This is a genomic window from Methylophaga sp. (assembly GCF_030651745.1).
On record NZ_JAUSCC010000076.1, the window covers coordinates 18,702 to 42,368 of the forward strand.

At 45.1% G+C, this 23,667-nt stretch carries 21 protein-coding genes and 1 tRNA gene; 14 read left to right on the forward strand and 8 right to left on the reverse strand.

The window, feature by feature from the left end; genetic code table 11:
• The first annotated feature begins 1 nt into the window (after position 1).
• The 7 genes from Q7V21_RS08985 to Q7V21_RS09015 all read left to right on the forward strand — a co-directional run bounded on the left by Q7V21_RS08985 (position 2) and on the right by Q7V21_RS09015 (position 6,283).
• Entirely contained in the window at positions 2-1,669 is a 1,668-nt protein-coding gene (locus tag Q7V21_RS08985) for a formylmethanofuran dehydrogenase subunit A (RefSeq protein ID WP_304916971.1), read from the forward strand.
• Complete coding sequence (fhcD, locus tag Q7V21_RS08990; protein ID WP_226075807.1) at positions 1,666-2,568, forward strand: formylmethanofuran--tetrahydromethanopterin N-formyltransferase; 903 nt, start codon at positions 1,666-1,668, stop codon at positions 2,566-2,568. Before Q7V21_RS08985 ends, fhcD begins: the two co-directional genes overlap by 4 nt.
• Positions 2,565-3,380: a formylmethanofuran dehydrogenase subunit C gene (locus Q7V21_RS08995; RefSeq protein WP_304916972.1), complete on the forward strand. Its 816-nt coding sequence runs from the start codon at positions 2,565-2,567 to the stop codon at positions 3,378-3,380. Before fhcD ends, Q7V21_RS08995 begins: the two co-directional genes overlap by 4 nt.
• A gap of 153 nt (positions 3,381-3,533) precedes the next feature.
• Positions 3,534-4,544, forward strand: coding sequence for a class 1 fructose-bisphosphatase (locus Q7V21_RS09000; RefSeq protein ID WP_304916973.1), 1,011 nt, complete (start codon positions 3,534-3,536; stop codon positions 4,542-4,544).
• Between the two features lie 30 nt (positions 4,545-4,574).
• The gene (locus tag Q7V21_RS09005; RefSeq protein ID WP_304916974.1) at positions 4,575-4,874 is read left to right on the forward strand and encodes a hypothetical protein; all 300 of its coding nucleotides are present in this window, start codon (positions 4,575-4,577) and stop codon (positions 4,872-4,874) included.
• Positions 4,875-4,963: 89 nt separating this feature from the next.
• On the forward strand, positions 4,964-5,704 hold the full coding sequence (locus tag Q7V21_RS09010; RefSeq protein ID WP_304916975.1) for a dienelactone hydrolase family protein: 741 nt from the start codon (positions 4,964-4,966) through the stop codon (positions 5,702-5,704).
• A 183-nt stretch (positions 5,705-5,887) separates the two neighbouring features.
• Positions 5,888-6,283, forward strand: coding sequence for an MAPEG family protein (locus Q7V21_RS09015; protein ID WP_304916976.1), 396 nt, complete (start codon positions 5,888-5,890; stop codon positions 6,281-6,283).
• A 19-nt stretch (positions 6,284-6,302) separates the two neighbouring features.
• On the opposite strand, the gene Q7V21_RS09020 is transcribed toward Q7V21_RS09015, so the two are convergent.
• Positions 6,303-6,560 (reverse strand): TIGR03643 family protein, encoded by a 258-nt coding sequence (locus tag Q7V21_RS09020; protein ID WP_304916977.1) that lies wholly within the window; start codon positions 6,558-6,560, stop codon positions 6,303-6,305.
• 49 nt (positions 6,561-6,609) lie between these two features.
• On the opposite strand from Q7V21_RS09020, the gene Q7V21_RS09025 reads away from it, so the two are divergent.
• Positions 6,610-7,140 (forward strand): lipocalin family protein, encoded by a 531-nt coding sequence (locus Q7V21_RS09025; protein WP_304916978.1) that lies wholly within the window; start codon positions 6,610-6,612, stop codon positions 7,138-7,140.
• Here the strand turns inward: Q7V21_RS09025 and Q7V21_RS09030 are convergent.
• The gene (locus Q7V21_RS09030) at positions 7,122-10,280 is read right to left on the reverse strand and encodes an efflux RND transporter permease subunit (protein ID WP_304916979.1); all 3,159 of its coding nucleotides are present in this window, start codon (positions 10,278-10,280) and stop codon (positions 7,122-7,124) included. The genes Q7V21_RS09025 and Q7V21_RS09030 overlap by 19 nt on opposite strands.
• A 15-nt stretch (positions 10,281-10,295) precedes the next feature.
• The gene (locus Q7V21_RS09035; protein ID WP_304916980.1) at positions 10,296-11,369 is read right to left on the reverse strand and encodes an efflux RND transporter periplasmic adaptor subunit; all 1,074 of its coding nucleotides are present in this window, start codon (positions 11,367-11,369) and stop codon (positions 10,296-10,298) included.
• A gap of 149 nt (positions 11,370-11,518) precedes the next feature.
• Between Q7V21_RS09035 and Q7V21_RS09040 the strand changes: the two genes are divergently transcribed.
• The 4 genes from Q7V21_RS09040 (at position 11,519) to Q7V21_RS09055 (ending at position 14,284) form a co-directional block, all read left to right on the forward strand.
• Positions 11,519-12,595, forward strand: coding sequence for an AI-2E family transporter (locus Q7V21_RS09040; RefSeq protein WP_304916981.1), 1,077 nt, complete (start codon positions 11,519-11,521; stop codon positions 12,593-12,595).
• A gap of 56 nt (positions 12,596-12,651) precedes the next feature.
• Positions 12,652-13,077 (forward strand): MgtC/SapB family protein, encoded by a 426-nt coding sequence (locus Q7V21_RS09045; RefSeq protein ID WP_304916982.1) that lies wholly within the window; start codon positions 12,652-12,654, stop codon positions 13,075-13,077.
• Positions 13,078-13,324: 247 nt separating this feature from the next.
• Complete coding sequence (locus tag Q7V21_RS09050) at positions 13,325-13,747, forward strand: plastocyanin/azurin family copper-binding protein (RefSeq protein WP_304916983.1); 423 nt, start codon at positions 13,325-13,327, stop codon at positions 13,745-13,747.
• Between the two features lie 153 nt (positions 13,748-13,900).
• A complete protein-coding gene (locus Q7V21_RS09055) occupies positions 13,901-14,284 on the forward strand; it encodes a DUF6746 family protein (RefSeq protein WP_304916984.1) in 384 nt (127 codons plus the stop codon).
• 258 nt (positions 14,285-14,542) lie between these two features.
• On the opposite strand, the gene Q7V21_RS09060 is transcribed toward Q7V21_RS09055, so the two are convergent.
• Positions 14,543-16,699, reverse strand: a complete 2,157-nt coding sequence (locus Q7V21_RS09060; RefSeq protein ID WP_304916985.1) for a TonB-dependent receptor domain-containing protein — start codon at positions 16,697-16,699, stop codon at positions 14,543-14,545.
• Positions 16,700-17,279: 580 nt separating this feature from the next.
• Here Q7V21_RS09060 and Q7V21_RS09065 point away from each other — a divergent pair.
• A complete protein-coding gene (locus tag Q7V21_RS09065; protein ID WP_304916986.1) occupies positions 17,280-18,113 on the forward strand; it encodes a plastocyanin/azurin family copper-binding protein in 834 nt (277 codons plus the stop codon).
• 211 nt (positions 18,114-18,324) lie between these two features.
• Positions 18,325-18,401, forward strand: a tRNA-Asp gene (locus Q7V21_RS09070).
• Positions 18,402-18,423: 22 nt separating this feature from the next.
• On the opposite strand, the gene Q7V21_RS09075 is transcribed toward Q7V21_RS09070, so the two are convergent.
• The 4 genes from Q7V21_RS09075 to Q7V21_RS09090 form a co-directional block, all read right to left on the reverse strand.
• Positions 18,424-21,540 carry an efflux RND transporter permease subunit gene (locus Q7V21_RS09075; RefSeq protein ID WP_304916987.1) on the reverse strand — a complete coding sequence of 1,039 codons (3,117 nt, stop codon included), beginning with the start codon at positions 21,538-21,540 and terminating at the stop codon, positions 18,424-18,426.
• The gene (locus Q7V21_RS09080; RefSeq protein ID WP_304916988.1) at positions 21,537-22,634 is read right to left on the reverse strand and encodes an efflux RND transporter periplasmic adaptor subunit; all 1,098 of its coding nucleotides are present in this window, start codon (positions 22,632-22,634) and stop codon (positions 21,537-21,539) included. The genes Q7V21_RS09075 and Q7V21_RS09080 overlap by 4 nt, the downstream gene beginning before the upstream one ends.
• A 105-nt stretch (positions 22,635-22,739) precedes the next feature.
• Complete coding sequence (locus Q7V21_RS09085; protein WP_304916989.1) at positions 22,740-23,495, reverse strand: HAD family hydrolase; 756 nt, start codon at positions 23,493-23,495, stop codon at positions 22,740-22,742.
• 5 nt (positions 23,496-23,500) lie between these two features.
• Positions 23,501-23,665 carry a DUF3012 domain-containing protein gene (locus tag Q7V21_RS09090; RefSeq protein ID WP_304916990.1) on the reverse strand — a complete coding sequence of 55 codons (165 nt, stop codon included), beginning with the start codon at positions 23,663-23,665 and terminating at the stop codon, positions 23,501-23,503.
• Positions 23,666-23,667: the final 2 nt, after the last annotated feature.

Genomic DNA, 23,667 nt, shown 5'->3' on the forward strand with positions numbered 1-23,667 from the left:
GATGCTTTTAAAACTAACAGGCGGACGTATTTTTGACCCGGCACACGATCAAAACGATGTGGTGAGGGATATTTATATTCGCGACGGACGCATTGTCGAAAAACCGGCAGATGGTCGTGTTGATGAAGAAATTGATGTCCGTGGCAAAGTGATTATGGCCGGTGCCATTGATATGCATACCCATATCGGCGGCGGCAAAGTTAATATTGCCCGCACCATGTTGCCGGAAGATCATGCCCAAGCCGTTTACGAACGTACCGAGCTGTTACGTTCCGGTACTGGCCATGCAGCACCCAGCACATTAACCACCGGTTACCGTTATGCCGAGATGGGGTATACCGCCGGGTTTGAACCTGCGGTATTACCGGTTAATGCGCGCCAGGCCCATATGGAAATGCATGACACACCGATTATTGATAAAGGTGGTTATGTAATGCTTGGCAGTGATGATTTTCTGCTGCGGATGATGGCGGCCAATTCTGATCAGGAAGCCATTAACAACTATGTTGCCTGGACCATTAATCATGCTCAGGCTGTAGGTCTGAAAGTGGTTAACCCGGGTGGTATCAGCGCCTTCAAATTTAATCAGCGTAAGCTGGATTTAGATGAGAAGAACGATTTTTATGGCGTAACACCGCGCGATATTCTGCATAGATTATCTCGTGCTGTGCAGGAAATCGGTGTACCACATCCATTGCATGTGCATGGCTGTAACCTTGGTGTGCCAGGAAATATGCAAACCACATTGGATACCATTCAGGGTGCTGAAGGCATTCCGATGCATCTGACACATATCCAGTTTCACAGTTACGGCACTGAAGGTGATTTCAAATTCTCCTCCGGCGCAGCGGAAATTGCTGAAGCTATTAACAAACACAAAAATATAACTGTGGATGTCGGGCAGATTTTGTTCGGTCAGACGGTCACCGCCTCTGGCGATAATATGCGTCAGTTTGCCGGAGCCCCACATGCGCATCCAAACAAATGGGTGTGTATGGATATTGAATGTGAAGCCGGTTGTGGTGTGGTGCCATTCAAATACAAAGATCAAAGTTATGTAAATGCGCTGCAATGGATGATAGGTCTGGAAACCTTTCTGATGGTCGATGATCCCTGGCGTATATTCCTGACCACCGATCATCCAAACGGTGCGCCGTTTACCAGTTATCCACATCTGATTAAATTATTGATGGATAAGTCTTTCCGTAACGATATGCTGTCGACTTTGCACCCGGAAGCTCAGAAAGCAACACATCTGGCCTCATTGGATCGCGAATATTCGTTATATGAAATTGCCATTATGACCCGCGCTGGTGCTGCCAAACTGGTTGGCCTGGCAGATCGTGGACATCTGGGAATTGGTGCAGCAGCGGATATTACCGTTTACACCGATAACAGCGATCGCGAGAAAATGTTCGAAAAACCGGATTATGTGTTTAAAGATGGCCAGATGGTAGTGCGTTATGGTCAGGTGATCAAAATCACCTGGGGTACCACCCATGTGGTTAAACCGGAATATGACGTCAGTATTGAAAAACCGCTGCAGGAATATTTCGATAAATTCCATACCTTGAAAATGAGCAACTTCAAAATCAGTAACGATGAAATTATCGATGATGGTCGTGGTAGCTTAACGATTCAGCCGCTGCATAAGGGAGGCAGACTATGATCATCAATGGCGTCAGCATTGATAAAACCTTTGCCGAAGCTTTTCCAATGAAAGGCACGCGAATTATTATTACAGCCCAGAATCTGGAATGGGCAATGCATTCAGCAACAGCATTTACCGGGTTTGCAACTTCGGTTATTGCCTGCGGATGTGAAGCGGCGATTGAACGAACATTGGATCCCTCAGAAACACCGGATGGTCGTCCTGGAGTTGCCTGCCTGATTTTTGCCATGGGTGGCAAAGGTTTGGCAAAACAAGTGGAAACCCGCGCCGGTCAGTGCGTACTTACTTCTCCGACATCAGCATTATTTTCAGGTATCGAAGGCGATGATGGAAATGAAATCGCTTTAGGTAAAAACCTGCGTTTCTTTGGTGATGGCTATCAGATATCCAAGATGATTGATGGCAAGCGTTACTGGCGTATTCCGGTAATGGATGGTGAATTTCTTACCCAGGAAAATACCGGGGTTGTTTCATCTGTAGGTGGTGGTAACTTCCTGATTCTGGCTGAATCTCAACCGCAGGCATTGGCGGCGTGTGAAGCGGCTGTTAAAGCGATGAAACAGCTGCCGAATATCATTATGCCGTTCCCGGGCGGGGTGGTGCGCAGTGGTTCAAAAGTGGGTTCAAAATATAAAGCACTGAATGCGTCAACCAATGATGCGTTTTGTCCGACCTTAAAAGGCCAGACTAAATCCGAGCTTTCTCCGGAAGTAGAATCGGTAATGGAAATTGTTATTGATGGCTTGAGTAAGGAAGATATTGATAAGGCCATGCGAGTCGGTATTCAGGCCGCCTGTGAACTGGGCGCTGAAAATGGTATTCGCCGAATCAGTGCCGGTAATTATGGTGGCAAACTGGGCCCATTCCACTTTCATTTGCAGGAGATCATGGCATGAAAGCACTGACTCTTAAACTTAAAAACGATTTGGCGCAGCGTGTCGATTGCTCACCATTAACACCGGATAAACTGGCCGGTAACGATGTTGCAGATATTGCAGCGATGGAACTGGTCAGTGGTCGTTTAACATTGCGGGTTGATGAGCTGTTTGAGATCAGCGGTGATGATGTCAATGATATTCACTTTGAAAATAGTTCTGCCAAGCTGGACCATATTGGTCATGCCATGAGTCAGGGGCGTATTACCATTGAAGGTGATGCTGGTGCCTACCTTGGCCAATTTATGACCGGCGGAAACATTGAAATCACCGGAAACACGTTTATTTATACCGGCTGTGAAATGAAAGGCGGTCAAATCAAAATTAACGGTAATGCCGGTGATTTTGTCGGTGCGGCACGCAGCGGTTATAAAAATGGCATGACCGGCGGAACCATTATAGTGACTGGCAATACCGGCGCACGTACTGGCGATCATATGCGTCGAGGCATGATTTTGATCGAAGGCAATGCTGGTGAATACTGTGGCTCACGGATGATTTCCGGCACGATCGCCGTATTGGGTGATGTTGGCAAACATCTGGGGTATGCAATGAAACGCGGCACTTTGTTACTCACTAAAATGCCGCAGCATGGCATCACGGCTAATTTTAATGATTGTGGTTCACATACCTTGGCATTTTTACCATTGATGTTTGCATCGTTTAAAAAACTGGATAGCCAGTTTGCCAAGGTTGAGGGTTTTTCTCGCGTGCGACGTTATGCCGGCGATGTCGGTGGCATCGGTATGGGTGAGATTCTGGTTAAAATTTAAAGGCTTCAAACAGGGAATTAGCCTTCTAATTCCCTGAATACTCCCTATTTTATAACTCTGTCTTGGCATTTTTCCGCCTACTGGTTTACTCTCTCACTATCCGCTGTTCAGCAATCAGCCTTATCGTCAAACCCCCTGTAAAGAGAGAACTATATGTCTGATATCGGCAAATCTGTTAATCAGTTTATTGTTGAAGAACAAAGGTCTCACCCCGCTTCAACAGGTGATCTGACAGGCTTATTGAACGATATCGTCAGCGCCTGCAAAAAAATCTCACACTTGGTCAGTCGTAGCAATATCATTGGTCTGGGCGGCTATGCCGACAGTGAAAATGTGCAGGGTGAAACCCAGAAAAAACTGGATATCATCACCAATGAAGTGATGGTCGACCACTTGAAGTGGACCGGTCATCTGGCTGCAATGGCTTCCGAAGAAATTGAAGATATCATTCAGATCCCCAGCAAGTTTCCCAAAGGAAAATATTTGATCTGTTTTGACCCGCTGGATGGATCATCAAATATTGATATCAATCTGTCGGTAGGGACTATTTTCTCTATTCTGCGTTGCCCTAATGATTGCAAAAACCCAACCTTGAAAGACTTTATGCAAAAGGGCACAGAGCAGGTTTGTGCAGGCTTTACCGTATATGGTCCGGCCACCATGTTGATTCTGACTACAGGTAATGGTGTTAACGGCTTCACGCTGGACAGTGATATAGGTGAATTTATTCTGACGCATCCTAATATGCGTATTCCAAAAGATACCGCTGAATTTGCCATTAATATGTCCAATCAGCGCTTTTGGGAGGCCCCGGTACAGAAATATGTCGATGAATGTATCAAAGGTCTGGAAGGCGAGCGGGAGAAAAATTTCAATATGCGTTGGGTGGCCTCAATGGTTGCTGAGGTATATCGGGTACTGACTCGTGGTGGCATTTTCATGTATCCAATGGATTCCAAAATTGCCAAGCAGGGTGGCAAATTACGTTTAATGTACGAGGCTAACCCAATGAGTTTTATTGTCGAGCAGGCAGGCGGTGTGAGCTCAACAGGAACAGAGCGTATTCTGGATATCCAACCGGAAAATATTCATCAGCGGGTCCCGGTCATTATGGGGTCGAAAAATGAAGTCGATAAAGTTGTTCGCTACCATCAAGAAAAATGATTTTTAGTTTTTTTGTAAGGAAGAACACCAATGGAATGTTTGGTTTTTATAAAACCTTATGCCGTAATCATTGGCTTATTTTTAGATGTGTTTGGCGTAGTACTCATTGCTATGGGAATTTGGATAACCATTAATAAAGCTAACGCCTTAGAAAAAATAGCTTTACCAATGCTAATGGATGATTTGGGTAGTCCTGAAAATGAACAACGTAATAATTTTTTATCGAAAAAAAGAGCGGAAGAACGCATAAAAGCTAGAAACTTCACATTGTGCGCATCCCTTTTTTTTATTATTGGTTTTGGGTTCCAAATTTATGGTTCTTGGCCATAAAGCCTTATAGCGATTGATTTGTAATGATTTTCAACTCTGCGCCGATCTTTTGGTCGTAATAATCCATTCATGATTTTCAAGGAGATAGCATGTTGCTGAAAAAAGGCTTATTGCTGGGGCTCACATGGTTTTCGCTTTCGGCGACAGCTGGAAATATTGATTACCAGGTTAATGGTGAAAAATATGAAGGTTACTACGCCAGTCCTGCACAAAATTCACCGCTGGTTTTACTGATTCATGATTGGGATGGTCTGACTGATTATGAAATAAAGCGAGCCAATATGCTGGTTGAAGAAGGCTATGCAGTTTTTGCTGCTGATTTGTTTGGGAAAGGTATCCGTCCCACTGAGGACAAAGATAAAAAACAACATACCGGTGAGTTATATCAGGACCGGCAGAAAATGCGACAACTGATTAATGCTGCTATGGATAAGGCAGTTGAGTTGGGTGCTAATCCACAGCAAGTTGTGGTGATGGGGTATTGTTTCGGAGGTGCTGCAGCGCTTGAAATGGCACGCTCGGGCAAGGATTTACAAGGTTTTGTCAGTTTTCATGGTGGTTTAACAACACCGGAAGGTCAGGATTATGCCAATACTTCAGCAGAGATCTTGGTGTTGCATGGTGCCGCTGATAAAGCCATCAGCATGCAGGAGTTTGCCCAGCTGAGCGTGGAACTTGAAACACATAACGTTGCCAATGAAATGATTGCCTATGGCGGTGCAGATCACGCTTTTACCGTGTTTGGAATTGATCGTTATCACCCAGAGGCCGATGCGAAATCCTGGCAGCGTTTTTTAGCTTTCCTAAATGATAAGTTGGAGAAAGAGTAAAAAGTACAGGCAGAAAATACAGTACATGCTGAACCCGTGATAACCGTCTAACTCTCTGATATAAAAGCCGGCTTAATGAATTGATCCCAACGTTTAAAACAGATTTGTGGCATGATCCGCAGCTAAGGGTTGTAATAACAACTTTCATCCGATCAATTAATTTTACGTTCACTGGAGTGGTACATGCCTGCGTTGTTTATTGTGTTATTTATCGTCACGTTTTTTCCGATGATATTGGCATTTATCGGCGGTTATTTACGCTATAAACACGTTGATGTTTTTGATAACCGCCACCCAAGGGATCAACAAGCAGAGTTAACCGGAGTGGCTGCCCGAGTTTTAGCAGCACAGAAAAATGCCTGGGAAGCGTTGATTTTTTATTCGGCAGTCACTTTGCTGGCATTTTATTCCAGTGTGAATTTACGCGAACTGAGCGGTGCCGCTATCCTGTTTTTAGCTTGTCGAGTGTTACACCCCATCTTTTACGCATTGGATATGGCGGTGTTCCGTACACTGATTTTTATGGTCGGCTGGTTAAGTTGTGTTTATATTGCGATAAGAGCCTTTACCGCCGTTTAATAAAGAGCTCAGTAACAAGCTAGCGTGGTTTGTATTGGGTCGGGCAGTAGGCTCGCGAAATACGTGGATCACGCAAAGCTTGATGTTTGGTTTTTCGTCCCGCTACCCGTTCTCGCCATAAACGAAATGATCCCGGTTTCATTTCGCGTTGCATTAATTTAATCACCTGATTTTCCGCCAGACCATATAGCTGGAAGATCGCCTCGAACGGCGTTCGATCCTCCCACGCCATTTCAATGATTCGGGAAATATCCGCCAAACTTAGCGTTTCAGTCATACATGCTTCTCAGATATAAAATCCTAACTTAACCAAAGGTGTGTGAAATATGCGTCTATTTACTATTATCCTGCTCGCACTCGTATTAACTGCCTGTACTGGAACACCCAGAGGGGTCGAGCCGGTCAGTGGGTTTGAGCTGGATCGCTATCTGGGAAAGTGGTACGAAATTGCGCGCCTGGATCATTCCTTTGAGCGCGGCTTAACTTCTGTAACGGCTGATTACAGCTTGCGGGATGATGGTCACGTTAAAGTGATTAACCGTGGTTACAATCAGGAAAAAAATCAGTGGAAAGAGGCTGAAGGAAAAGCCAAATTCGTCAATGATCCTGACACCGCTCAACTCAAAGTATCGTTTTTCGGACCGTTTTACGGCAGTTATATTGTGTTTGGTCTGGACAAACAGGATTACCAATATGCTTTTGTGGCGGGCCCTAACCACGGCTATTTATGGTTATTGGCCCGTACTCCACAAGTTGATGAGGCAATAATTGAGCGCTTTATTAACGAAGCATCACAACGCGGTTTTAATACTGACGAGCTTATCTTTGTGGATCAAGATCAGGCGAGTGACGATTGAACTGGTCGATCCCGTTTGCGTTCTGTCCAGGATAAAATCGTGACCAATAAACTTGGCAGAAAGGTCAGCGTGATCAAGGTGGAAACCGCGATACCTACCAACACGACGATACCCACACCACGATAAAGCTCGGTACCGGCGCCAGGAATAAACACTAAAGGAGCCAGACCGAAAATGGTGGTCAATGTCGACATTAATATGGGTCGCAACCTTGTTGCCACGGCCTGATTAACTGCTGTATGCACAGAGATGGCTTTGTCAGTCAGATTGCGTCTTGCTTGTTCTACGATCAGAATCGGATTATTGACTACCGTACCTAATAAAATGACAAATCCCAGCATGGTAATCATGTCAAACGGTTGAATCACCGCGGGTAATCCGATGGCGTTTAATAAACTGCCGGAAGCATTCACTGCGACCAAGCCCACAATACCGCCGGCGATACCTAATGGCACGGTGGTCAGAATAATCAATGGGTAGCCCCAGTGCGAGAAGATCGCGACTAATACCAGATAAATTAAAATCACTGCGACCACGAGGTTTTCAGATAACGATTCCCGCGTGGCATCCAGCTGATCCGAAGCGCCGGAAATGGAAAGATTGATACCTTTGGCTACTTCACCTTCTGCCTGCATCGCCGGAATCATTTCGTTACGCACTTTTTTGACGGCCGTTTCCAGCGCTACATCACGCGGTGGAATAATCAACAAGGTGACAGTTCGACGTCCATCCACGCGTCTAAGCGTTGCACTATCAACGGTTTCGACCAAATCAGCCAGTGCATTTAATGGCAGAATATCGCCATTAGGAGTAAGTACGGGCAGACCGGCTAATCCAGATAGATTCTGCTGTTGGCCTGAGGTACTAAACAGAAACATATCCACTTTGTCATCATCGATAAAAAACTCATCAACATAGGCACCATCACTTAATGCGGCGACCGAATAGCCAAAATCATGGGCGGTAAAACCAACTTCGGTTAACCGAGACCAGCGAGGACGAACTTCGATTAATGGTTGGTTCAATGATAACGAGCCAGGAATGGAATCTATCTGTGGATTTTCAAATAACTGTTCAGCCCGTTTGAGGGCAAACTCTGCCGTGCTGTAGAGGTTATCCATATCCGGACCTGCAATATCCAGACTTACGGCGCGCGTACCGCCCTGATCGCTGGAGATGATGGAACCACGTCCAGAAAATGCCCGCATTCCCGGATAGCTTTCAAATAAATCCGTTATGGCATTCATCATCAATTCAATATCTTGCGGTCTGGTGGGCTCACTGAGCAGTCTCAAACCGGTTGGAGTGGTGCGAATAAAATAATATGCGAGTGATGGAAGGAGCGCTTCTCCGCGATCAAACAACGTTGGATCAGCCCCATTGGCATCACTGAGCACCTGAATGACTTCCTCACTGATCCGTAACATTTCCGAGAGGTTGTAGCCGGGAGGAGGGATCATGCTGGAAAAGGCTTTGGGTTCCTCACCTTCGGGCAGATATTCAGCGGGTGGCATCAAATACCATGCGGCGACCAAAGTTACCGATACAGTAACAATCATGGTGCTCAGGCGTCTGAAAAAACCACCAGTCATCCAGTTAACGGTATGTAAAATAATACCGCGGCGATGTAAATCTTCCTGCGAACCGCGGCTTTTTCCAAGTCCAAAATGGGCGCAGGCAGCCGGTACCACTGTCACAGCAAATATCATGGAGGCCAGGATCGCGACCGAAATTGCAATAGCGATATCGGAATACAATTGACCGGCTTCTTCCTGCACAAATAACACAGGGGCAAAAACCAATATGGTAGTCATGCTGGAAGCCAAGACAGCGGTCCATACTTCACGAACACCGGTAATAGCTGCTTCAATTCTATCGAGACCACGTCGCCGGGCCTGTTCAATGCTTTCTAATACGACAATGGTGTTATCCACCGTCATGCCTATTGCAAAAGCAATACCGGCCAGTGAAATGACATTAATGGTGCGATCAAACAGCAATAAGCCTAGAAATGCGGCAATAATACAAACCGGCATGCCCATCAATCCGATAAGTGTGCCTTGCATACTCCGAAGGAATAAAAACAGAATGACGGTGGCCAACAATGCACCGAGTAGCAGATTTTGAGAGACATTCTGTATTGAGGATTCAACATAGCGGACGTCATCGCCGATCAATACTAATTCCAAGCCGTTAGGGTGCAGCAAATCGCGGCGCATTTCCTCAATAACCTGCATCATCGCGTATTTAATATTAATGACGTTTGAGCCGGGTTCGCGTTTAACCGCCATTGTTAATCCGCGCTCATCATTGACCACGGCGACTTCCCGCACTTCATAGTGACCCAGATTAATCGTTGCCACATCTTTCAGCAGAATATCGGTACCGTTTCGGTGCGCCAGAATCAGGTTTTCCAACTCTTGCTGATTATCAAAACGGCCAACAGTTCTTATCAGATAACGTTTTTTGCCATCATCCAAATCGCCGGCAGAAGTGTCACTATTGCGGGCACGGATGGCGTCGCGGACCTGAGTCAGGCTCAATCCTCGTTGAGCCAGTTTGGCGGGATCAATAAAGATCTGCATTTGCCTTTCAGCACCGCCCCGCAGCTGTACCTCGGAAACGCCTGGCACGCGTTCCATCTGGGTACGGATATTGTCATCGATAAAATCAGTGATCATATCGATATTCAGATTTAACGGATTACCGGGCAAAGGCGAAACTGCAAAATACATAAAGGCATTTTCTGAAAATGAGTTGCTGCGAATGCTGGGTTGATCGACATTTTCCGGATAGCTGGGAACCTGGCTCAACGCATTGGCAACTTCGATCAAGGTTTCATTGATCTCAACGCCAAACGGGAAATCCAATTCAACATAGGAAACCCCCGTTTCGGCAAAAGATTCCATACGACGTAAATTGGGGATATTGCGTAAATAACGTTCTTGCTCAATCAGGATTTCTTTTTCAATATCCTGAGGTGTTGCGCCCGGCCACTGTGTAACTACGCTGATGGTACGAACATCCAGATCCGGGATCATTTGTATGGGGATCATACGAGCCGCGGTAATGCCGAGCACACAGACAATCAGCACCATGACGGTTAATAGTTTTGCGTTACGAATAGGTGCTTCTAACATGTGCGATGAATTCCCTTATCTTGCGTCGCTGATGATTTCAACTTCATCGTTGTCTCGAAGTACCTCATTGCCACGGATCACCACCAAATCATCACCTGATATACCGTCGGTGATAATGATGCCGTCGGAGCTATCACTCCCAACATTGACACTGCGACGTTGTGCCCGGTTATCGTTATCAATAATAAAAACACTACGTCCACCATCTGGATGACGTAAAACCGCGTCCCGTGGAACAAGAAAGCCCTTGGACTTATCACCACCAATATAGATAACTGCACTGGCAGAAGTGCCGGGTAACAGTGTCACATCATCCGAATCAACCAAGATACGAACTAAAAACGAACGGGCCTGAGCATTGCTGACAGGAACTAATGCAGTAATTTTGCCGGAAAGTTTTCGTGAGGGCAGTGAGTCAGGCAGAATTTCCACGCGAGTTTCCGTGGTGATTTCTGAAAAGCGTTCCTGTGGCACATTCACATCAAGTCTCACAGGCTCCAGAGCGACTAATTCAAGCACTTGATCGCCTCGATTAACCCATTCGCCGGCTTCCGTCATTTTGGCGCTGATAACGCCAGAGAAGGGGGCTGGCAGTTCATGTCGACTAAGCTGTTCTGCGGTGGTGTTTTGCATAGCTTTAGCCGCTGCAAGTGAAGCCTGGGTTAATGCAAAATTTGATTCGCGATTGGCCAGTTCTGTCGCCGAGATATAATTTTCGCCACGCAATCGTTTTGCTTCCTTGACCAGGCGTTCAGCTTCACTGGCGCTGGCTTGTGCTTCGCTGGTTGCGGCTTTAGCCTGCTCCAGCTGTTGTTTGGCAATAGCGGGATCTTGTCTTAACAGAACCTGGCCCTGTTTAACCCGGTAGCCAGCATCCACTAATACCTCCTTAACTAAGCCATCAACCCGTGGAGACAGTAGAGCCCTGCGTTCAGCCGTTAATGAGCCGGATAGAGTCAGGGTTTCTGTGGATTCTGCTACTATCGGCTTACTGACGCTAACGGGAGTTGCTGCGAGGCTGGCTTGGCTCAGCAACAGAAAAACGAAACTGCAACCCAGAAGATGGTTTGACGATAATGATTTCAACATGTTGATTCGCATGATTAATGAACGATACCTTAAGGGATAGTTCCTGAAAGTTATTTATAAGGCGGATTTTATTACGCCACATGAGTTATTCGGGTATGCCAAAATAGTAACAGACATTATCTAAGACGAAGAACAGGACCAAAACAGATATGACGTTGCGAGCAGTTTTCAAAAATTGGGCAGAAAGATATTTTTCTGACGAAGAAGCGGTCATTTTACTGATAGTGCTGGTTATAGGGTTTGCCGTCATTATTTGGTTAGGCGGCATGTTGGCACCATTTTTTACGGCCTTGATTATCGCCTTTTTGTTACAGGGTGTAGTGAATATGCTGACCAGAAGGCATGTTCCGGAAATGATTGCGGTGGCAATAGTCTTTCTCGGTTTTGTTGGTGTGATGCTGGCGTTGGCTTTTCTGCTGATGCCGCTGTTATGGAATCAGCTGGTCAACCTGGTACTGGAAACACCAAGAATGCTGACCAGCGGACAAAATTGGCTGGATGAGCTTCAGGCACAATATCCGACCTTGATAACGCCGGATGAAATTCAAAACTGGATTTCAATGATGGCAAGAGAATTAAGTATTTATGGTCAGCGAGCACTGACTTTGTCCTTGGCTTCTTTAGGTAATGTTATTGGGCTGATCGTCTATTTGGTTTTGGTGCCGATCCTGGTCTTTTTTATGCTTAAAGATCGTGAAAAGCTGGTGGGCTTTATTTTATCAATGATGCCGGAAAAACGCGGCTTGATGAGCCGAATTTGGAATGAGATGGATGGTCAGATCGCCAATTATGTGCGTGGCAAGGTGGTTGAGATCATTATTGTGGGAACGGTGGCATTCATTACCTTTGCCTGGTTTGGTTTGCCCTATTCTGCATTATTAGCGGTTGTCGTCGGTTTTTCAGTGTTAATTCCATTTATTGGCGCTGCTATAGCCACATTACCTGTTGCTGCTGTAGCTGGCTTTCATTTCGGGCTGACCGAGGACTTTGCCTATGTATTGATTGCATACGGCATTATTCAAGCTTTAGACGGCAATGTTCTGGTACCGATACTGTTTTCAGAAGCCGTTAACCTGCATCCGGTATCTATCATTCTGGCTGTTTTATTTTTTGGTGGGATCTGGGGTTTTTGGGGCATTTTCTTTGCTATTCCTCTGGCAACGCTGCTTAAGGCGTTGGTGACGGCCTGGCCGCGAAGTTTAAAATCCCAAATTGCTTCAGATTAAGAAAGGCCAGTTGATTTTCTGATACAAATCAAGCTTTGGCAAAGCGGGATTTGTTTATGAATATCAATATCAGCCTTATTTGGTATCACTCCTATCAGCTTGGCATAGCGTTTCTATTGGCGTTACCAATAGCCCTTAATCGCGAATACAAGGCCAGAGGTGCAGGAATGCGGACCTACCCATTGGTGTGCATCGCCTGTTGTGCTTTTATGCTGGTGGCTCGGGAGGTTTACTCGGGCGATGCAGCAGAAGCCAGAGTTATGTATGGGATTATCACTGGTATGGGATTTATTGGTGGAGGTGCCATTATGAAAAATCATGGAGGGGTGAACGGCACGGCCAGCGCTGCCGGAATCTGGTTAACGGGTGCTATCGGGTTATCAGTTGCTTATGCCCGCTATGAGATCGCCATTGTTCTTTCCATAATGGGGTTTCTGATATTTCAAATAAGCTGTTTCTTCAAGCATGATGATCTCTGCTGAATAATTTTTGCTCAGGCAAAATCCGTGTTTAGGCCATAAAATTTATTAACTTAGGTTAATGCGCCGGCCAGGAAATACTCCCACTATAAAATTACAGAAATCTTTTCTAAATCAATGATGGAACGTGAAGGCCCGGATTAGGTCACAAATTAATACCGGGAATATTTCCCGTCGAGGTAAAAATTTCTTTATTATCTATTTTGCTCAGCATTAATTTAAATAATCTAAAATCGACTCAGGAGGCTATATGCCAAAAACTAAACTTGCTTTTACAATTCCTGCAGCATTACTGTTTATGACCCAATCGGTATTTGCCGAAACACACACGGTCACAGCTGAAGGCATGCAGTTTGCGCCAGTAGTTATAAAAATTGCCCCCGGCGATACCGTCCGTTGGGAGAATATGCCTACCCATAATGTAGAAACGATTGATGGTTTAGTGCCTGAAGGAACAGAAAAAATTAATTCACCTATGGGTGAAAACTACCAACATACTTTTGAGGAAGAGGGTATTTACATTTACCAATGCACACCACATATCGGTGCAGGTATGGGGGGAGCCGTTATTGTTGGCGAGCCGACAAATCTGGAAGCTATTAAAGCTGCAGATGTTACCGGCGGGGTGCGTCGCGTGGTTCGACAAGCAGTTTCAGCAGCTGAATCCATGTAATTTAACAACTACATTTTTACCCGAAACCTTCCGTTGTAATGACGGGAGGTTCTTTTATGCCCCTTGTTTTCAGATTTACAGCCCACATTATAGTTGCGGTAATGGTGTTCGCTATTATATGGTAATAGTTCTTATTTACACTTAGAGGTCAAAATGAAAGTATTTAATTATCTTGCTGCTGCCGCATTAAGTTTTGGTGTGGCAACAATGGCAAAGGCAGAAACGGTCGAGCATTTTAAAGGCGAATCAGCAGAAACCTTAGAAGAAGCGGTTACCCACTTCAAACGTTATAACCAGCGGCTGGAAACGTTACTGAAGAAAGATTCGATGTCAGCGGATGATGTGACCAAAGTGCATGAACTGACCTACACATTGGAAAATGCTTTGGCGAAAATTAATGAAGAATTAGATAAGTTAGCCGCGACACTGGAAGAAGTTCATTTAGCCTCTGAAAAGTATGATGCCGATGCGGTGCAGAAGCATGGCGAAGCGTATATGGAAGTTATCAAAACCATAAGCAATATGGGTGAGTCTTAATGTAGAGTGAGGCCCTAATCTTTAGATGCGAGACTTGTTAGAGGATCGCCCCAATAAATCAAACCAGTTAACTATTAACGTTACCTGACAATGAAACCCACCATTTTCGGTGGGTTTTTTGTGAAAAAAAAGCCCACCTGAAAAAGGTGGGCTTGTCGGCAATAGTGATGCAGAAACAGCAAATCTGGGAGAAATGGCTGTTTTATTACATTGTTAAAACATGTTCTGCATACTGTTCTCCGTCAACGTTGAAGCTGATTAAAAGTCGTAAGTAATGCCGCCAAAGAACAGACGTTCACGACCTGCTAACTTACCTTCGTTACGGCTAACCAAAAACTCTTTATCAAACAAGTTTTCAACACTGGCAAATAACGTCACACCAGAGTTTGGTACTCGATAATTAGCGGTAGCATTCCAGATGGTATAGCTAGGAATAATGCCATCTACACCAGTACGGTTGCCATCAAGTGATTCACGACGGGAGTTGGCTTCATCAACAAATTGTTTGCTGACATGTTGCACACCAATTCGAGCATCCCAGCCACTGACGTGTTCATAACCCACATCCAGGTTCAACATATTGCGTGGGGCATAAATCATGCGGTTACCGTTATTCTCTGCTTCACTTGCTGTTTTATATTCTGCTTGCCACAAGTGGGTGTAGGCGCTTGAAATATAGAAGTTGTTGGTGGTGTTATAAATATCACCAAAATTAATACGTCCAGCCAGCTCTATACCGGTTTGCTTACTTTCCCCAGCGTTAAAGAAAACATCGCCATCATCGATAATGGTGTCTTTTACATCATTATGGAAAACGGTTGACTCAACGACAACGCCATTCAAATAAGCACTTCTGAAGCCCAGTTCGTACGATGTACTTTTCTCAGGTTTTGCTGTTGATTGAATTGAAGCATCGCGATTGGCACGTGCTGGTGAAAAGCCTTTATGTACACTCGCAAAAACGGTTGTATTTGTTAAGCCATTCCAGACAATACCGAAGCTCGGCAAGAATTCAGAGTCGCTATCACGGCCACGTTCACCAGTGATATTGTTGGTATCACTACTATCAATATCTTCTACCCGGAAGCCTGGAGTAAAGGCCCAATCACCAACATGAGTAGTGTTTTGAGCATAATAAGAGATAGCACGCGCCTGAAGGGTTTCGTGTGAATAGGAATTATTAGCCAGAGCTAAGCGATAACTTTCACGTTCGGCCGCATTTTGTGCAAAGACTTGTTTACGTACCGCAGTGTCTTCATGATAACGCAGGCCGATGATTGCATCATTTTCAAGTCCAAACAGGCTGTGGGCAAAGTCTGCACGAGTTTCAACGCCCCAAGTGTAATATTGACGTGGAGCATGGCGACCACCACAAATACCCAGATCATCAACCATGTCTACCCGAATTGTTCCGTCGCCTGCTGCAGGACAAGAACGAAGTCTCGAATAAGACAAGCCGTCAGGGCCTAGGCGACCAGTGTTAGATGCACGGAGTCCATTACGGAATACGTCAGAGTAATAAGCTTGCGAACTGATAGTCAGTCGATCATTAACTTCAAAAGCATGTGTTACTTGAATCGAGTCCCGATCTTGTTCCCACTCATCAAGATCTACAGTGGGGTGTCTGTGTGGATCACGATCATATTCATCGATGGACAGGTAGTTCTCGGTTTGATTACGGCGATCACGAGTATGGGTCAGTTTCAAACCAAGAGTCTGGCGTTCGGTAATGTTCAGCTCGCCTTTAAAGCGATATTCTTTAACATCAAACTCACCACCCTTGAAGATGCCATCACCTTTGTTCTGGGTGTAGTCAAACATCACACCACCAATTTCATTACCAAAGCCAACGTTACCATGCAGTAAACGATATCCTTGGTTACCAAAAGCTGAGGTTACGCTACCCTCAATCCGATCATTACGAGGAACCGGTTTGGTAACAAAGTTAACAGCGCCGCCTAAGGTTTGTGGTCCGTATAAAATTTGTCCGGCACCTTTAATGACTTCAACACGATTCAAAAATGAAGTCGGTGTTGCATAATGGTTAACGGGATCGACATATGGTGCTAATGCCAATGGCATACCGTCTTCCATCACCATTGTTTTAGCGCTGCGACGAGGATTTTGACCACGGATACCGATATTTAAGTCAAAGCTCATGCTGCCATCAGGAACTACCATTACACCTGGCACGGTTCTTAATTGTTCATTAATAGATAACGGCCGACGAGACTCAAGGTATTCTTCATCAATAATACTAAAAGAACCTGGAACTGCTTCGAGATTATCAGGAAGAATCCCGGTGACAGTCATTTTTCCAGTATCGAGGGTATCTTCCTCAGCCAGAACGGCGTAAGGCATCAACATCAGCGATGACATTATCGCTGTGCTGAGTAATTTTGGTTTTAGCTTCATTTCTCTCTCCAGTTGTAAAAAGCCCATGAAATCTAGCTTTAGCTAATTAAGCTTCATATAGGAAAAATTCCTAAAACAGGGGAAATTACACTAGGAAATTTGAGGACTTTAGAGAGATTAGTTGCGGTATTTTTGGCGTGGTTGTAAACAACCATTTTGTTTTGATCGTTGATTTTTCAAAATTCAGTTAACTAAGGCAGTTTAGGCGGGTCTATTTTGGTGTGGTTGTAAGTAGCCATGTTGTTGGTTGTAGGCAGTCAGTTTTATAACTTGTTGTTTACATGAAAAAAAACACTACTTTTTGTTGTTTAAATGCCACGAAAAAAACATATTGTTAATTTTTGTAAGTGATTTTCGGGAAGTTGCGCACAGATTTTCAGGAGTAATGCCCTTTTTTTGCTAGTGAATCCAGTTAACTATTAGTGAGTAAATAAGCAATAAAAGGCGGCTGTTGTAAAAAAACCAATTTTTTTGGAATGTCAGCCGTGATTTGTCCTAAGTCAAGAAAAGCAGCTATTTGCTTATAAATCGCTTCGGGGTGATGGTATGATCGGTGAAAATTTCATTGATGGAGAGTCAAATGCGTCATTCCCGTTCAATTATTACTGCAAGTATCATTATTGCCATTGCTGTTTTTGTTGTGGCAGCTGTTTCATCTTTTATATCTGGCAGCAGTGATCATTATGATCGTCCAAGCTCTCCAGCGGAGGTGATTGAAAAAATGACCGAAGCTGTTGAGTCGACAATGGATTCAACAGAGTCTGAAGCCACAGCAGAGTCCAGCGAACAGCTTTCTGCAGCGGCTCAGCAAGAAGCAGAAGCATTGGAAAGCCGCACTCAGGAAGAAGTCGTAGATAATGCAAACGAAGCGGTAGAGTCGGCCATTGAAGCCGCACAGGAAACCAGCCAAAGCGTTACTGAGCGTGCAAATGAAGCGATTGCTGCAGCCGAAAATGCGGCTGCCGAAGGTCGCGCTGAGGCCGAAGCAAGACTGGAGGAAGTTACTAAAGAAGCAGGAATTTCTGAAGAACCTGCTGCGGCTGCAGCACCGGCACAGTCAAAAAATCATACTGTTACTGCTCAAGGCCTGATTTACGAACCATTAGTGGTAACTATTGCTCCGGGTGATTCAGTCTCATGGACTAATATGAGTACACATAATACGGAATCACTGGAAGGTTTGATTCCGGAAGGTACTGAAATGTGGATTTCGGCGATGAGTGAAAACTACAGCCGTACTTTTACTCAAGAAGGCATCTATATTTATAAATGCACTCCACATTTTGGTGCTGGAATGGGCGGTGCAATTATTGTGGGTAACCCGGTAAATCTTGAACAAATCAAAAGCTTTGATGCTAAAGGTGCAACTCGTCGCTTAGTGAATCGAGCTATTCAAGCCGCTGAAGCCATGTAAAAATTTTCCCCCGGTTTTCGCCGGGGGATTTTTTTGTCCGAAATTCATCGCCAGGTTAGCGCTTTTGCATTCATTAAATTTGCGTAATGTTTTTATTTTCAAAGACTTATAAAGCACATTAAGCTTTTTTCTGTGGAACACTAACACCTTTTGAATTTTTGCTGTATTCTTGCACGCTTCCTGACCGGTTAAGCTTTAACCATCAGGTCGCGGAGCGGTAGTTCAGTTGGTTAGAATGCTGGCCTGTCACGCCGGAGGTCGCGGGTTCGAGTCCCGTCCGCTCCGCCATTTTTATGGAAGACCTTCCCATCTAAGTAAGTGCTGTCTGGTTATCAAATTTGTTTCGATCTTTAATGGAATGAAACAGGTGATACACCAGAGGAACCAGTAACAAACTCACCATCATCGAAAAACTCAATCCCCAGACCACGGCTATTGCCAATGGTTGTAACATTTCAGAACCTTCACCAAACCCAATCGCCAGTGGCACCATACCCATCACGGTACTTAATGTGGTCATTAAAATAGGTCGCAGACGTAATCTCACTGCTTCAATAACCGCTTCGGTTAAGTCATTATTATGGCGACGTTCTAACTCAATATAATTCACCAGCAGAATCGCATTATTCACCACTATGCCTATTAACATGATAGTGCCAAGCCAAATCGGCATCGATAACGGCAGATCAATCCAATAAATTCCCATCGCCACCCCGATAGCAGCAAATGGCACACTTAATAAAATAATGACCGGGTTTAGCAGCGACTCATATTGGATGGCCATCACTACCAATACCAGAAATAACGCCAGCCCGAGCAAAATCAGGTTTTGATTTTGTTGTTGTTCAAGCGCTTCTCTTTGACCACCATCGTAGATGGTATAACCGGTTGGTAAATCGATTTCCTGACGCATTTGATCCAGTTGGATGAGCGCTTCACCCAACGTAGCACCATCCGCCAGGGCCGCAGATAACTCAACAATTCGCATCTGATTTTCTCGACGAATCCGTGAAGGTGTATCAAGCAGTGAAATTTCGGCGACATCACCGAGGTAGAGCGGTGTGCTCCCATCTGCCGAAGGAAAGAGAATGATAGAACGTAATGCCTGTGGGTTATTCATTTCTTCCTGAGGAAGCCTCAGACGAATATCGTAAGAACGATTACCTTCGAGGAAATCACTGATAACCCGCCCCTGCAAAGCCGTTTGAGCGGCATCAGCAAGATCCTGCATATCCAAGCCAAGTTCCTGAGCTCTATCGCGGTTCAGCTTAATGGAAATTTCAAAGCGCTCATCTTCTGCCGAATGCTCAACATTTGTCAGTAGTGGAATCTGTCGCATTTTATCGGCGATTTCATCGGCAACAGTTTTCATTACTGCGAAATCCTCGCCTTGTAACCGCAAACTGATATCTTCATCACCACTATGAGTGCGTAATCCACGAATACCGCGCTGGAAGAGAAAGACCCGTAAACCGGCAATCTGCAATTCATCAATTTGTTTACGAATATCTTTTATCCATTCCTGACTGGAAATATCCCGTTGATCGGCAGGAACCAGTTCGATGGTCATTTCTGCGCGGCTTGGTTCCTCACGTTGAGAACGGCCAAAGACACTGCCTCCGACCAGGGTAAAAATAGTTTTAGTTTCAGCTTTGGCATCCATAATCTGTTCGATACGCTGGACATTACTATCCATTTCATCAACAGAGATACCGGGGTCAGAAACCATCCGCACCTCAATACGACCATCATCGATATTCGGCAGCAAAATCTGATTACCACTGGTAAAGATGGGCAGACTAACGGCAAATCCACCAATAAATAACGCAATGATAAGCAGTTTGATTTTGAGGAAAAAGCGAATGACTTTGCCATAGCCGAGCTGTAAAAATCCGATCAAGCCATCCATCATTTTACGAACAGGGTTGTTGCTGATTTGAGTGACCTTGGCGGCATAGGCGGGCACTAAGGTGAGGGCAATCACCATGGAGGCAAAAATAGCTGCAGAAATGGTAAAGATTAATTCACTGAACAACAGTCCGGTTAATCCACCGATAAACAGAAATGGCAGGATGGCTGCAAGATTGGTAGAGGTTGAAGCGACAATGGGCCCATTCACTTCTGCAGCAGCATGGGTGCCGGCTTCTAAAGGCTTTTCATGTTTGCATTGATGGCGATAGATGTTTTCCAGCATAACAATGGTGTTATCCACCAGCATGCCCACTCCTAATGCCAAACCACCAAGCGTCATGATATTAAGTGTCAGCCCGCCCAGGCCCATTAATATAAAGGTGAATAGAATGGCAATTGGGATGGCACTGCCAATGATTAAAGTACGCCGTAAGTTACCCAGGAACAGATATACCACCAGCATGGCCAGGACACCGCCACTAATCGCCGCCGTTGCAGCATTTTTCAGCGACTGCTTGATGTACACCGATTGATCGGTCACTGCAGTCACATTAATACCGGGGGGGATGACATTCTGTTCTTCAAGCCAGATAAGTTGGCGTTTCACCACATCAACGACATTATTGGTATTAGCATTTGGTTGTTTTTGAATGGCTAATTTGATGCCGCTGATGCCATTGGCCCGGATCCGTAGTCTCTCATCCTCACTGCTGTCCACAACCTTGGCTACTTCATGTAATTTGATGATGTTGTTTTCAGAGCGGCCTATTGGCAGTTGACGGATCGCTTCGACAGAATTTAATCGACCTCCAATCCGCCCGGTGATTTCGCTGCCCGGCATCTGCAATCGACCAATTGCAATATCATCGTTGGCTTTCTGAATGCTATCAACGATATTCCGGTAGCTTAATCCCATTGCAGCCAAACGTTGCTGGTCGGGAATGATTTGAATTTCACGTTCAACACCACCGCCAATCTCTGCCGCCGCAACGCCAGGCAGATTAATAAACCATTTACTCAGCACATCGTCGGTCCAGGTTCGCAGATCGACTAATGCCATCAAATCAGAGCTGACGACAAATTCAATGACCGGTATTTGCGAAGGGTCACGTTTGAATATTTCTGGTGGTTGAATAGAGGCCGGTAGCTGGGTTTTGGCTCGATCCAGTCGGGTACTGGCATCTCTAAGCGCTACATCAATGTCTTTGCCGTAATCGAAGGTAATATCGATTTCAACAATGCCCAGATCGGTGGAGGATTGAACATTTAACGCATCTTCGGTTATCGCAAGCTGTTCCTCGACAAACCGCGTGACCTGATCTTCCATAACCGTCGCCGGCACCCCTTCATCCAGAATGCGAATGCGGATATCGGGATAGATGATTTGAGGCAGCAAATCTATCGCCAGGCGGCTTAGAACAGCCAAACCAAGCACAATAACGGTCATGGCAATCATCGATACGCCGATAGGGTGTTTTATCGACCATGCCGCGAGGCCGCCACCTTGAATTCTCATGGCGTATTCTCAATATCCATCAATGGTTGCTGTTCTCTCGCTGGCGGTGGGTTAACGATTTTGACTTCTTTGTTATCACGAAGATTGGTAAATCCCCGGATCACGACTAACTCGCCACCTTCCAAACCATCTAAAATTTCTATTTGATCACCAATTTCAAGACCGGTGGTGACAGGAGCGACCCGCACTTGATTGTTTGCATCAACAATAAACACATATTCATCTTCAACGGAGCGACGCAAAGCAATAAACGGCACTAACAGTCTTTTGGCCTGCTGACTGGTCAGTGTGACCCGAACAAATTGACCTGCCCGGGCACCCTCCGGAACTGGAGACAAGGCTATTTCAACTGTGCCTGTGCGTGTTAATGGATTAATATCCGGATAGATTCGACTGATTTTACCCGTCAGCGGTTGGTGATCACTTTTACCGAGTCGCAGAGCATCGATCTGAATACTGACTTCATCGCCAACCTGTAAATTATTCAATAGCAGTTCAGAAAGCTGGACTTCAGTAATCAATGTTTGCTGATCGGCAATCGTCATTAAATGAGAATAGCGCTCTGCAATATTGCCTGGTTCAGTATTACGATGGGTTACTACGCCAGATATTGGTGAACGGATAATGAAATAGGAGAGGCGAGTCTGCAGCGCTTCCTGCTCTGCTTCAGCAACAGCCAGCTCGGTTTCGATACGGGTTAATTCGTTTTGCGTTGTCAGTTTGCGGGCAACCAGATCCTTGATTTGTGCCAGATCGGTTGCAGACTTTCGGGTTAAGGCTTGAGCACGAGTAAGTTGGGAGCGCAGTAATCGATCATCCAGTCTGGCGATAATCTGGCCTTTCTCAACACGATCTCCTTCAAAAAACGGTAACTCTGCGATTTGACCTTCTTCCTGATTAAAGATCTGAATTTCCTGAAGGGCTCTTAAACTGCCATTGCGTTCTCTGGTAACAGAAATATCTTTTACTTCGGCCTGAATGACTTCGACCAGATGGGGTTTAATTTGCGTTGTTGCCGTTGGTCTATCACGCTCACACCCTGTAAGGCTCAAAGCAGTAAGCAGCAGAGCTGACCATAATAGTTGTTGCTTCATCTGAAAGAGTTATCTCGAATAAAGGAGTAGAGCCAGGGACAGGAGTATTTTTGTCTTTTTATGGGCAATTTTCCTATCCCTTAGTTCCTGATCGATGTTATCCGATCAATGTGTCAGATTATGTAAAGACGGGGTTCCCAGTGTAGTGATGCGTGGATGCTGCATGGCCTGTTGTTTGTCTGCAGCCGTGTTATAACCCCAGTTCGCGAAAAATAATTTAACGGCTGATAATGATGGCGTTTGGCTAACATCCAGCAATGTGGGCAGTCGATCTTCAACAAAAAAAATGGTCGTAGCGGGGTGTAACCGTTGCAGATCTTCCAGGATTTGTGGTTTTTTTAATTGGCGATCCAGACCATAAATTTGTTGCGGCAGTATCTCTATCCGATTAGCTGACAGGATCTCTGTCACAAAGCGCTCTTGTTTGGTGGTAATGACAAAGCGTTGCTGCAACGGGATTTTCTGTAAAAAATCTGTCACCCCAGGATAAAGCGGATTCATCTTTATCCAGCCTGGAAGATCGGTTTTAATCCAGTTATCCCGGTATTCACCAAACTGTTTTTTTAAATTTGCGACTGATAAGTTATCTCGCAGCAGAATAAACTCTATCTGCTTGGCAAAATCATCAATTAACAGAGCTGTGGGTTTGCCTTCGAATAATAACCGGCAAATTAAAATGGCCTCAAAGCCGGTTTCCATAACGGGTCTGACAAGGCGAAAGTTGCTGATGATATGCTCAGGCATTTGAGTGGGCATATCGGGCCAAATATGGCTTGCTACTTGCCAGCCACTGAGTCCGGTTTCAATAGCGCTATCGCAGATAACACCATCAAAATCGAGAGCAAATAAACTTTGCTGCATCACTGTCAGAGCAAGCAATGCTCGGCATAGGAGCCTGCTTCATTCGCAGTCCAGTCGCCTTTGGGTTTTTCTTTCATATGAACACACCAGGCATCTGAGCCAACTTCAGGGGTACAAGCTGAAAACAGCAGGGTGAATAACCCAATAGCTAACAAACGCTGAATATTCATTT

What these genes read in the sequence shown, in the direction of transcription:
- Q7V21_RS09080 (WP_304916988.1), bottom strand. Translation starts at nt 22,634, where the DNA reads ATGAAGCAACAACTATTATGGTCAGCTCTGCTGCTTACTGCTTTGAGC.
- Q7V21_RS09035 (WP_304916980.1), bottom strand. Translation starts at nt 11,369, where the DNA reads ATGTTGAAATCATTATCGTCAAACCATCTTCTGGGTTGCAGTTTCGTT.
- Q7V21_RS09030 (WP_304916979.1), bottom strand. Translation starts at nt 10,280, where the DNA reads ATGTTAGAAGCACCTATTCGTAACGCAAAACTATTAACCGTCATGGTG.
- Q7V21_RS08995 (WP_304916972.1), top strand. Translation starts at nt 2,565, where the DNA reads ATGAAAGCACTGACTCTTAAACTTAAAAACGATTTGGCGCAGCGTGTC.
- Q7V21_RS09090 (WP_304916990.1), bottom strand. Translation starts at nt 23,665, where the DNA reads ATGAATATTCAGCGTTTGTTAGCTATTGGGTTATTCACCCTGCTGTTT.
- Q7V21_RS09010 (WP_304916975.1), top strand. Translation starts at nt 4,964, where the DNA reads ATGTTGCTGAAAAAAGGCTTATTGCTGGGGCTCACATGGTTTTCGCTT.
- Q7V21_RS09050 (WP_304916983.1), top strand. Translation starts at nt 13,325, where the DNA reads ATGCCAAAAACTAAACTTGCTTTTACAATTCCTGCAGCATTACTGTTT.
- Q7V21_RS09060 (WP_304916985.1), bottom strand. Translation starts at nt 16,699, where the DNA reads ATGAAGCTAAAACCAAAATTACTCAGCACAGCGATAATGTCATCGCTG.
- Q7V21_RS09085 (WP_304916989.1), bottom strand. Translation starts at nt 23,495, where the DNA reads ATGCAGCAAAGTTTATTTGCTCTCGATTTTGATGGTGTTATCTGCGAT.
- Q7V21_RS09045 (WP_304916982.1), top strand. Translation starts at nt 12,652, where the DNA reads ATGAATATCAATATCAGCCTTATTTGGTATCACTCCTATCAGCTTGGC.
- Q7V21_RS09040 (WP_304916981.1), top strand. Translation starts at nt 11,519, where the DNA reads ATGACGTTGCGAGCAGTTTTCAAAAATTGGGCAGAAAGATATTTTTCT.
- Q7V21_RS09015 (WP_304916976.1), top strand. Translation starts at nt 5,888, where the DNA reads ATGCCTGCGTTGTTTATTGTGTTATTTATCGTCACGTTTTTTCCGATG.
- Q7V21_RS09065 (WP_304916986.1), top strand. Translation starts at nt 17,280, where the DNA reads ATGCGTCATTCCCGTTCAATTATTACTGCAAGTATCATTATTGCCATT.
- Q7V21_RS09020 (WP_304916977.1), bottom strand. Translation starts at nt 6,560, where the DNA reads ATGACTGAAACGCTAAGTTTGGCGGATATTTCCCGAATCATTGAAATG.
- Q7V21_RS09005 (WP_304916974.1), top strand. Translation starts at nt 4,575, where the DNA reads ATGGAATGTTTGGTTTTTATAAAACCTTATGCCGTAATCATTGGCTTA.
- fhcD (WP_226075807.1), top strand. Translation starts at nt 1,666, where the DNA reads ATGATCATCAATGGCGTCAGCATTGATAAAACCTTTGCCGAAGCTTTT.
- Q7V21_RS09025 (WP_304916978.1), top strand. Translation starts at nt 6,610, where the DNA reads ATGCGTCTATTTACTATTATCCTGCTCGCACTCGTATTAACTGCCTGT.
- Q7V21_RS09075 (WP_304916987.1), bottom strand. Translation starts at nt 21,540, where the DNA reads ATGAGAATTCAAGGTGGCGGCCTCGCGGCATGGTCGATAAAACACCCT.
- Q7V21_RS08985 (WP_304916971.1), top strand. Translation starts at nt 2, where the DNA reads ATGCTTTTAAAACTAACAGGCGGACGTATTTTTGACCCGGCACACGAT.
- Q7V21_RS09000 (WP_304916973.1), top strand. Translation starts at nt 3,534, where the DNA reads ATGTCTGATATCGGCAAATCTGTTAATCAGTTTATTGTTGAAGAACAA.
- Q7V21_RS09055 (WP_304916984.1), top strand. Translation starts at nt 13,901, where the DNA reads ATGAAAGTATTTAATTATCTTGCTGCTGCCGCATTAAGTTTTGGTGTG.